The 10,048-nt window shown below is 68.5% G+C and carries 7 protein-coding genes; 6 read left to right on the plus strand and 1 reads right to left on the minus strand.

Features of this window, described 5'->3' with window-relative positions; translation table 11 throughout:
- Nucleotides 1–144 precede the first annotated feature (144 nt).
- The 4 genes from ACFWE2_RS22030 to ACFWE2_RS22045 all read left to right on the plus strand — a co-directional run bounded on the left by ACFWE2_RS22030 (nt 145) and on the right by ACFWE2_RS22045 (nt 5,972).
- Nucleotides 145–1,548, plus strand: coding sequence for an ABC transporter substrate-binding protein (locus ACFWE2_RS22030; RefSeq protein ID WP_377226345.1), 1,404 nt, complete (start codon nt 145–147; stop codon nt 1,546–1,548).
- A gap of 87 nt (nt 1,549–1,635) precedes the next feature.
- Nucleotides 1,636–2,529 (plus strand): carbohydrate ABC transporter permease, encoded by an 894-nt coding sequence (locus ACFWE2_RS22035; protein WP_377226346.1) that lies wholly within the window; start codon nt 1,636–1,638, stop codon nt 2,527–2,529.
- On the plus strand, nt 2,529–3,395 hold the full coding sequence (locus tag ACFWE2_RS22040) for a carbohydrate ABC transporter permease (protein WP_377226347.1): 867 nt from the start codon (nt 2,529–2,531) through the stop codon (nt 3,393–3,395). The genes ACFWE2_RS22035 and ACFWE2_RS22040 overlap by 1 nt, the downstream gene beginning before the upstream one ends.
- A gap of 369 nt (nt 3,396–3,764) precedes the next feature.
- On the plus strand, nt 3,765–5,972 hold the full coding sequence (locus ACFWE2_RS22045; RefSeq protein ID WP_377226348.1) for a hypothetical protein: 2,208 nt from the start codon (nt 3,765–3,767) through the stop codon (nt 5,970–5,972).
- Between the two features lie 73 nt (nt 5,973–6,045).
- Here ACFWE2_RS22045 and ACFWE2_RS22050 read toward each other — a convergent pair whose 3' ends face one another.
- The gene (locus ACFWE2_RS22050; RefSeq protein WP_377226351.1) at nt 6,046–6,762 is read right to left on the minus strand and encodes a DUF305 domain-containing protein; all 717 of its coding nucleotides are present in this window, start codon (nt 6,760–6,762) and stop codon (nt 6,046–6,048) included.
- Nucleotides 6,763–6,977: 215 nt separating this feature from the next.
- Between ACFWE2_RS22050 and ACFWE2_RS22055 the strand changes: the two genes are divergently transcribed.
- Both ACFWE2_RS22055 and ACFWE2_RS22060 read left to right on the plus strand, forming a co-directional pair.
- The gene (locus ACFWE2_RS22055) at nt 6,978–8,408 is read left to right on the plus strand and encodes an LVIVD repeat-containing protein (RefSeq protein WP_377226349.1); all 1,431 of its coding nucleotides are present in this window, start codon (nt 6,978–6,980) and stop codon (nt 8,406–8,408) included.
- A 138-nt stretch (nt 8,409–8,546) separates the two neighbouring features.
- Entirely contained in the window at nt 8,547–9,959 is a 1,413-nt protein-coding gene (locus ACFWE2_RS22060; protein ID WP_377226350.1) for an LVIVD repeat-containing protein, read from the plus strand.
- Nucleotides 9,960–10,048 lie beyond the last annotated feature (89 nt).

Here is a 10,048-nt window from a genome sequence, read left to right on the forward strand (position 1 = left end):
TCCCCTGTGGGGAGCCGGGGCCTTCCGCATGCGCGGCGCCCGCAGCCCACATGAAGCACCGTTTCACGGCAATTCCTTGAACATCTCTTGCCAATGGGTTAAACCTGGGTGCCAGGTCTACTCACTCGATGGCGAGGAGATGCCATGTTCCGGCAGAACCGGGCGGCTGCGGTCCGCCTGACGATCGCAGCTCTCACGGCCGCCACGATGGCCCTCACGCTCACCGCCTGCGGTAGCGGCGGCCCCGAGTCCGACGGGATGGTCACCGTCTGGACCGTCGAGACCCAGCCTGAACGCCTGGCCATCCAGGAGGAGGCGATGGCTGCCTGGTCCGAGCGGTCCGGCGTCGAGACCGAGCTGGTGCCGGTCGAGGAGGACCAGGTGTCGCAGCTGATCTCCGCGGCGGCACTGTCCGGCGACGACATGCCGGACGCTGTCAACGCGATCAGCCCTGGGCTGGTCCGGGCCTTCGACCGCGACGGCTACCTCGACCGCGGCGCCGCCGCCGAGGTGGTCGCGGCGCTCGGCGAGGACACGTTCACGCCGTCGGCCCTCGAGCTGACCAGCGACGGCGACGAGCTGCTCGCCGTGCCCTCGGACGCCTGGCCGATGCTGGTGTACTACCGCACCGACCTCTTCGAGGAGGCCGGCCTCGAGCCGCCCACCACGTACGACGACCTGCGGGCGGCGGCGGAGGAGCTCACGACGGAGGGTCGGTACGGCGTGACGCTGGCCACCGACGCGGCCGACCCGTTCACGCAGCAGACGCTGGAGTTCCTGGCGCAGGGCAACGGCTGCGAGCTCGTCGACGATGCCGGCACGGCGACCCTCGACAGCCCGGAGTGCACCGAGACGATAGAGCTCTACGCGGACCTGGCCGGCGACTTCTCGCCCGACGGCACGCAGGGCGTCGAGTCCACCCGCTCCACCTACTTCGCTGGGCAGGCGGCGATGGCGGTGTGGTCGTCGTTCCTGCTCGACGAGATGGCCGGGCTGCGGGAGGAGTTCACGCCGTCGTGCGACGAGTGCGGCGACGACCCGGGCTGGCTCGCCGAGAACACCGGCGTGGTCCCCGTGGTCGAGGGTCCGTCAGCGGGTGGCGAGGCCGCAGGGTACGTCGAGCTCGTCTCGTGGGGCATCACCGACGGCGCGGACCCGGAGACCGCTGACCTCGTCGAGTACATGATGTCCGACGCGTACGTGGACTGGCTGGCCATGGCGCCGGAGGGCAAGGTGCCCGTGCGGACCGGCACGGCGGACAACCCCACCGAGTACACGGACGCGTGGTCCGAGCTGGAGATCGGCGTCGACGCCAAGAAGACGTTCTCCGACGTCTGGCCGGCTGAGGTGACCGACACGCTGGCAGCGGCCCCTGAGTCCGCGGACCGCTGGGCGCTGCCGCAGGGTCAGGGCGCGATCCTCGGCCCGATCACGAGCGAGCTGCCGCTCGCCAAGGCCGCGGCCGACCTCGGGTCGGGTACCACCGACGCGAGCGAGGCGCAGCAGACCATGCAGACCGCCGTGACCGACATAGCAACCCGCGACTGACCTCATCGCTTGTGAGCGCGACCGTTGCGCCGACGCGTCCGCTCCCGGCGCGACGATCGCGCCCACGACGAAGAAGGAGAGGTGGGGATGGCGTCCAAGCTGCGAGGGTCCGAGAACCGGGACGGGATCGCGCTCGTCGTGCCTGTGGTCCTGGTGGTGGCCGCGATCATCGTCGTCCCCATCGTCTGGACGGTGGTGCTGTCCTTCCAGGACGCGCGCTACGTGGATGTGGCCCGCAACGGCCTGTTCAACGAGCTCACGCTCGACAACTACGTCGATGTCCTCACCGCCCCGGCGTTCTGGCGGGCCCTGCTCACCACCGTCGAGTACTCGGTCGCGACCACCGCCGGATCGATCACGGTGGGCCTCGTGGCCGCGCTCGCGTTCCGGGACCGGTTCCGTCTCCGGGCGCCGCTGCGGGCGGTGATGCTGCTTCCTTATGTCGCGCCGGTCGTGGCCACCACGTTCGTGTGGCAGGTGGCCCTGAACCCGCAGTACGGCGTCGTGAACGCGTTCGGTACCCAGGTGCTCGGCTGGGAGCACCCGGTCAACTTCCTCTCGTCCGCGCCCACCGCGCTCCTCACGGTCATCGTCTACGACATCTGGCGCTACTTCCCGTTCGCCTTCATGTTCCTCGGTGCGGCCCTGACGGGCCTCAGCCGCGAGATCGAGGAGGCCGCAGTCGTCGACGGCGCCACACCGCTGCAGAAGTTCTGGTTCGTGGTGCTGCCCCAGCTGCTGCCGACGGTCGCCCTGCTGGTGCTGTTCCGCATGGTCATGGCGTTCAACGAGTTCGACGACGTCTACCTGCTCACCGGCGGTGCGGCCGGCACCCAGGTGGCGTCAGTGCGGGTGTTCGAGCAGCTCACAGGGTCGAGCGACATCGGAGGTGCCAGCGCGACGGCCGCGGTGATGGCCGTGTTCCTCGGCGTCGCGCTGGCGATCTACCTACGCCTGACGGCCAGGCAGAGGGAGGCGTGATGAGCGCGGTGACGGTCCAGACCAGGGTGCTGCGGGTGCTGCGGGTCGTGGTGATCGTGGGACTCGTCGTGGCCACCGTGGTGCCGTTCGGCTACATGCTCTCGCTGAGCTTCGTGCGCATCGACGACCTGCTGCGCGACCCGTTGCGTGTGCTGCCGGCACTCGACCGGATCACCACCGAGACCTATCGCGAGGTCCTGGCCTCGGAGGAGGACGGCGGGTACGGGTTCGCGCGGTTCATGCGCAACTCGGCGTTCGTCGCGGTCGGGGCCGCTGCGCTGACCGTCGTGCTGGTGGTGCCGGCGTCGTACGCGCTGACGCGCCTGCGGTTCGCCGGGCGGTCGCAGGTCTCCTGGTTGTTCCTTGCCGTCTACCTGTTCCCGACGATCATCATCGCCGTGCCGGTGTTCGTGGGGTTCCAGGTGCTGGGGCTGGGCTCGTCCCTGGTGGGGTTGGTGATCGCATACGTAGCCCTGACCGTCCCGGTCTCCGTGCACATGCTGCGCAACTATCTCGCCGGCATCCCTGAGTCGATCGACGAGGCGGCAGTGATCGACGGCGCGTCTCGCCTCCAGATCCTGACGCGCATCACCGTGCCGCTGGCGATGCCGACGATCATGTCGACGGCGTTGTACTCGTTCATGATCGCCTGGAACGAGTTCCTGTTCGCGCTCCTGTTCCTCTCCGCGAAGCAGGACCTGTGGACGGTGTCGCTCGGGCTGACGCGGCTCGCCGACGGCCAGGAAGTGTCGAAGACGGTGCTCATGGCGGGCAGCGTGCTCCTCACGGTGCCGATCGTGATCCTGTACGGGGTGGCCGAGCGCGCCCTCACCGAAGGGCTGACCGCCGGCGCGGAAAAGGGTTAGCGCCGGCGGCGTGTCCGCGGGGCCCGGCCAGGTCCGTCCGCGCGCCTGGGTTGCTGAGTTTCGCCGGTCGGCGTCGGCGGGTGATCTTTCCCCGTTTTACTGAGTTGTGATCAATAGAAGCGTTCCCCAGAGCGTCAACCGCCGGTACGTTCAGCCCAGATGCCCGAGATGACGGGCTTCGTGCTCGCCAACGGCGGCGAGCCCGGCGGACAGTGGGCGCCGGTAGGACAACTTTCGCGGGGTGACGATGCCCGCGGAGCGAGAGGCGAACCGATGACGCAGTTGCACGCATCCCGACCAGCACCACCAGGGCCGGCACCAACGATCCTGATAGCGGTAGGCCTGGCCTTCCTCCTTGTCGGTGCGATCGTGGCCACGGCCTTTATGCTCCTGTTCCAGGGCCAGGTCGCGTCCGGCGCGGCCCAGCTGGACGACGGCGCGGGCGAGGTGAACGACGGCGTCCAGACCAGTCTGGTCTCCGGCGTCGACGAGCTCAGCGCCGGAGCCGTCGAGCTCAACGCCGGCGTGCAGGACGAGGTCGTGCCGGGCGTCGAGAAGCTTGCTGACGGGGCCGGGCGGCTCGACGCCGGGGCCTCCGAGCTGCGCGCGGGCGTCATCAAGCTGCACGACGGGTCGAAGAAGATCGCGGACGGCACCGCCGAGACGGCGGAGGACGTGGCCGAGCTTGCGGACGCGTCGCTGCGGCTGACGGCTGGGTCGACGAAGATAAGGGACGGGCTCGGCACGGTGAACGCCGGGGCACCCAAGCTTGCTGACGGAGCTGAGCGGCTTGCGGATGGGTCTCTGCTGGTCGCAGCCGGCGTTGCGACGGTAAGTGAAGGCGTCAGCCCACTCGATGCTGGTGCACGCAGTCTTGCCTCCGGCGCCGGAGCACTGCGGGACGGCGTCGCGAAGGTGAGCGACGGCGTGACTCCGCTTGATGCTGGTGCTCGTCTGCTGGCATCCGGGTCGCAGAGCCTTGCCGCGGGGGTTGGCCTCGTCGATTCGGCCGCTACCCAGCTTGCCGACGGTTCCTCACGAGTGTTCGTCGGGAGCCAGACGCTGAACACCGGGCTGTCGCAGCTTGCCGCGAGCAACAGCACCATCCTGGGCGGTGTCTCCGCGCTCCAGGGCGGTGCGAGCAGCCTCGCATCTGGTGCGGTGGTACTGGACGCCGGAGCCGACCAGCTCGACGCCGGTCTGCAGCAGCTCGACGCCGCTGCACCCGCGCTCGCACAGGGCGCAGCCGAAACCGCAGCGGGCGCCAAGAGCGTGGCGGCGGGCGCTGCACCCGTAGCGGACGGTGCAGCCACAGCGCAGGGTGGCGCGGAGACCCTCGCTGCGAAGCTTGGTGGTCTCGTCGGTGGCGCGCAGCAGGTACAGGGCGGGAACCAGGCCCTTCAGGCGAAGCTGACGGAGCTCGCCGGGACAACTGACGACCCTGCCCTCAAGCAGCAGCTCGAAGGGCTCGCGGCATCGGCCGGCGGGTTGGCTGCTGGAGCCGGGCAGGTCGCGGCGGGTGCTGGTCAGGCCAAGGATGGCGCGGCGGATCTCGCGGGCAAGCTCGGCAAGCTCTCCGCAGGGGCATCGGCGGTCGCTGACGGTTCGGCGGCAGTGGCCAAGGGAGCAGGGCAGGTATCTGGTGGAGCCCAGCAGGTCGCCACGGGTATCGACACCCTCTCGGACGGGGCAGGTCGTCTCGCCGCAGGCTCGGAGCAGGTCAAGGACGGCAGCGCTTCCCTTCACGCCGGGTTCGGCCAGCTTGTGCCGGGCGTGGAGAAGTACGTGGCCGGTGTCGGCTCGGCGTACGAGGGCAGCTCGACCCTCGTCGCGGGTACCTGGCAGGTTGCCGGCGGCAACGCCGAGCTCGCGCAGAACACTCCGGCCCTGGTCGCGGGTGCTTCGCGGGTGGCCGGCGGTAACGCCGACCTCGCGGCGGGTACCGGCCAGCTCAAGAACGGTCTGCCGGCGCTGCTTTCCGGTGCCGGACGGGTTGCCGACGGTAACGCCGCACTGGCTGCGGGTACCGGCAAGCTCAAGGGTGGTCTGCCTGCGCTGCTCTCGGGTGCGACCCAGGTTGCTGGCGGCAATGCCGACCTGGCATCCAAGACACCGGCGCTCGTCTCCGGCGTCGACCGGCTCTACACCGGCTCCAGCGAGCTGACCGCCGGCATCATCGAGGTCCGGGACCGCGTGGTCCCGAAGGTCGCGAAGTCGCAGCGCCTGGCCGACGGGTCGGTCAAGGTCCGGGACGGGCTCGAGGAAGCCCGGAAGGGCACCCGCACCCTCGTCGACGGCACGGGCGCCCTCGATGACGGCACGCAGACGCTGGCGGCCGGTGCCACCGATCTCGCCGACGGGACGCAGCTGCTCGCCGACGGTTCCGGCAGGCTGGCCACGGGCACCACGGAGCTGGCGTCCGGGACGACGCGGCTGTCCGACGGCACCGGTGAGCTCCGGACCAAGGTCGGCGATGCGCCGGTGGGTGCGGTGGGCATCGTCGTCATCATCGCCGCGGCGCTCGGCGTGCTGGCGGCCATCGCCGGTCTGATCCTGCAGAGCCGCCGTCGCGCCTGATCAGCACCGATCACGGCAGATCGCCGGGGCAGAGCCAACCGCTCTGTCCCGGCGATCTCGTGTCAGGCCGCGCTCACAGCTCGGCGAGCAGGTTCGCCATCCGGTCGATCTCGGCCATCTGGTCGGCTGCGATGTTGGTCGCCAGCTCGAGGACCCGCTCCTCGCTGCCCGACCCGGCGACCTCCTCGCACATGGTGAGCGCACCTTCGTGGTGCTTGATCATGCCCTCGAGGAACAGCCTGTCGAACTCGGCCCCTGAGGCCTTCTCGAGCGCCGCCATCTCCGCGTCGGTCAGCATCCCCGGCATGCTCTCGGCGTCGTGCCCGTGCCCCGAGGTCCGCGGGCCGGAGCCGTCACCTGCCTCCGCGGTGAGCGGCACCGTGTACTCGTTCTCCTCGAGCCAGCCGGACATGAGGTCGATCTCGCTGTCCTGCACGACGTCGATCCGGGCGGCGAACTTCTGCAGCTGCTCCGAGTCGCTCCGCTCCGGGACCAGCCCGGACATCTCGATCGCCTGCGTGTGGTGCACGATCATGTCGCTCAGGAAGTCGGCGTCGGCCTTCGAGAACGGCGCCTGGGCGGGCGCCCCCTTGTAGTCCTCGGGGGCGATCGTCTCGTTCTTCTCGCCGGGCTTCCCCGGCTGCAGCACCACGGAGCTGGGCGTCGACACCGGTTCCGGCTCGTCGGCCGGCCCGGTGCAGCCGGCCAGGCCGAGGGTGAGCGGCATCAGCACGGCAAGGCCGGTAGCGACCGCGCGGAAGCGCGACCGTCGTGCGGTACCTGTCAGCATCTCCACGGGGCGATCCTCTCGTACGTGCTGTCGTGTCCGGGTCCCCGGACTTCGACAGTTGTCGGCACGCGACGATCCTGCCAGGCAATTTGTCTCCACTGTGTAAAAAGCGGCCCCTAAATTCGTGGTGCTGGGAGAACACTCTGGGTCAAACTGCCTATACCGACCTAGGAGGTGTGACGCCCTTGCGTCGTCCAACCCTTACCCGATCGCATGTGCGGGGTGCCGCTGCCGCCGCCCTCGCAGCGGTGCTCGCGGCCGCGACGCTCGCTGTCGCGGCACCGAGCCTGGCCTCGCCCGGCGACGGTACGGCGGAGCAGTCCTTCGCCGGCACGACCTCGACGTCCTCGGTGGACCCGGACGTACCCCCGGGCGAGACCGAGTCCTCGAAGATCAAGCACCTGAGCAACCAGCCCAAGAACGGCGCACTGCGGAACACGGGCTCCGACCTCGCGTTCCAGGGCAAGTACGCGTTCGCCGGCAACTACGACGGCTTCACCGTCTACGACCTGTCCGACCCGAAGAACCCCAAGCAGGCGGTTCAGGTCCGCTGCCCGGGCGGCCAGAACGACGTCTCCGTCTACAAGGACATCCTGATCCTGTCCACGGACTCGTCGCGCAGTGACGACTCGTGCAAGTCGAAGCCGCTCCCCGAGACCAAGAAGGCGGCCTGGGAAGGCATCAAGGTCTGGGACATCTCCAACCCGCTGAAGCCGAAGTACGTCCAGTCCGTCGAGACCGACTGCGGCTCGCACACGCACTCCCTGGTGCCGTCGAAGGACAAGCGGGACCTCTACGTGTACGTCTCCTCGTACTTCCCGGCCAAGGCGTACCCGGACTGCCAGCCGCCGCACGACAAGATCTCGATCGTGAAGGTCCCGCTGAGCTCGCCCGAGTCGGCCGGCATCGTCGCGACGCCGAACCTGTTCCCGGGCGGCGGCTACGAGGGTGACCCCAACGGCGAGGGCTGGGCGACCAGCGGCTGCCACGACATCACCACCTACGCCAAGTACGACCTGGCGGCCGGCGCGTGCATGGGCGACGGCATCCTGATGGACATCTCGGACCGAGAGCGCCCCCGGGTGATCGACCGGGTCCGGGACACCGAGAACTTCGCGTTCTGGCACTCGGCGACCTTCAACAACGACGCAACCAAGGTCGTGTTCACGGACGAGCTCGGCGGTGGCGGACTCGCGACCTGCACCAAGGAGTACGGTCCCAAGCTGGGTGCCAACGGCATCTACGACATCAAGCGCAAGGCCGGCGGCAAGAAGGACCTCGTCTTCAGGTCGTACTACAAGATCCCGCGCATCAACACGGAGAACGAGAACTGTGTGGCGCACAACGGTTCGCTGATCCCGGTGCCTGGCAAGGACATCATGGTCCAGTCCTGGTACCAGGGCGGCGTCTCGGTGTTCGACTTCACCGACTCCCGCAACCCGCGTGAGCTCGCCTGGTTCGACCGCGGTGAGGGCGTGAGCAACGGCGGTACGTGGTCCACGTACTACTACAACGGTTACGCCTACTCGAACGACCTCGACATCGGCTTCGACACCTTCGAGATCGCCGACTCGATCGACGGGAAGGCCGAGAAGGTGCGGCTCCCGTCCCTGAACCCGCAGATGCAGGAGTCGTTCGTCCGCTGACGCGTCGGCGAACGCCGTCGGGCAGCCTTGCGTCGCTTGGGGCAATTGTCACCACTGTGTAAAAAACACCAAGAGTCCTGGTGCTGAGAGGTTGCTGTGAGTGACACTGCCTCAACCGACCTAGGAGGTGTGACGCCCGTGCGTCGTCCAACCTTTACCCGATCTCGCGTCCGGGGTGCCACTGGCGTCGCCCTGACCGCGTTCGTCGCCGCGGCGACGGTGGCACTGGCAGCGCCCGTGGCGGCCTCCGTCGCAGAGCCTGACGTGCCGCCGGGCGAGACGCAGTCCTCGAACATGACCCACCTCAGCAACCAGCCCAAGAACGGTGCGCTGCAGGGCACCGGTTCGGACATCGCGTTCCAGGGCAAGTACGCGTTCGCCGGCAACTACGACGGCTTCACCGTGTACGACCTGACGGACAAGGAGAATCCCGAGCAGGTCGTCCAGGTGTACTGCCCGGGCTCGCAGAACGACATCTCGGTCTACAAGAACCTGCTGGTGCTGTCGACCGACTCGTCGCGCAGCGACGACTCGTGCGCCTCGACGTCGCTCCCGGCCACCGAGAAGGCGGCCTGGGAAGGGATCAAGATCTGGGACATCTCGAACCCGCTCGCACCGCAGTACATCAAGTCGATCGAGACGGAGTGCGGCTCGCACACGCACTCGCTGGCTCCGGCCAAGGACGGCCGCAACCTCTACGCCTACGTGTCGTCGTACTCGCCGAACGCGACGTACCCGGACTGCCAGCCGCCGCACGACTTCGTCTCGATCGTGAAGATCCCGCTGAAGAGCCCGACGTCGGCCGCGGTGGTCGCCACGCCGAACCTGTTCCCGGACGACACCGGCTACGAGGGTGACCCGGCCCGCCGGGCCTCCGCCACGAGCGGCTGCCACGACATCACCACGTACGCCAAGTACGACCTGGCCGCCGGTGCGTGCATGGGCGACGGCATCCTCATGGACATCTCCAACCGCGAGCGTCCACGGGTGATCAGCCGGGTGCGGGACACGGTGAACTTCGCGTTCTGGCACTCCGCGACGTTCAACAACGACGCCACCAAGGTGGTCTTCACCGACGAGCTCGGCGGCGGCGGTCTCGCGACCTGCACCGGCGAGTACGCGCCGGAGCTGGGTGCCAACGGTATCTACGACATCAAGCGCAAGTGGTTCGGCAAGAAGGAGCTGGAGCTCGCGTCGTACTACAAGATCCCGCGGATCAACACGGCAGCGGAGAACTGCGTCGCGCACAACGGCTCGCTGATCCCCGTCAAGGGCAAGGACATCATGGTCCAGTCCTGGTACCAGGGCGGCGTCTCCGTCTTCGACTTCACCGACTCGGACAACCCGCGCGAGCTCGCGTGGTTCGACCGCGGTGAGGGCGTGAGCAGCGGCGGCACCTGGTCGACGTACTACTACAACGGGTACGCCTACTCGAACGACCTCGGTATCGGCTTCGACACGTTCGACATCGACGACTCGATCGACGGCAAGGCCGAGCGGGTCAAGCAGTACAGCCTGAACCCGCAGATGCAGGAGTCGTACGGCTACTGACGCACCCCGCTGAGGTAGCACCAGAGCGAAGTACCAGGGCGAGACAGAACTCGGGCGAAGTAGAACCAGAGCCCGCCCGAGTTCTGTCT

Origin of the sequence: Promicromonospora sp. NPDC060271 (assembly GCF_042726755.1) — a bacterium.
Classification (GTDB): domain Bacteria; phylum Actinomycetota; class Actinomycetes; order Actinomycetales; family Cellulomonadaceae; genus Promicromonospora.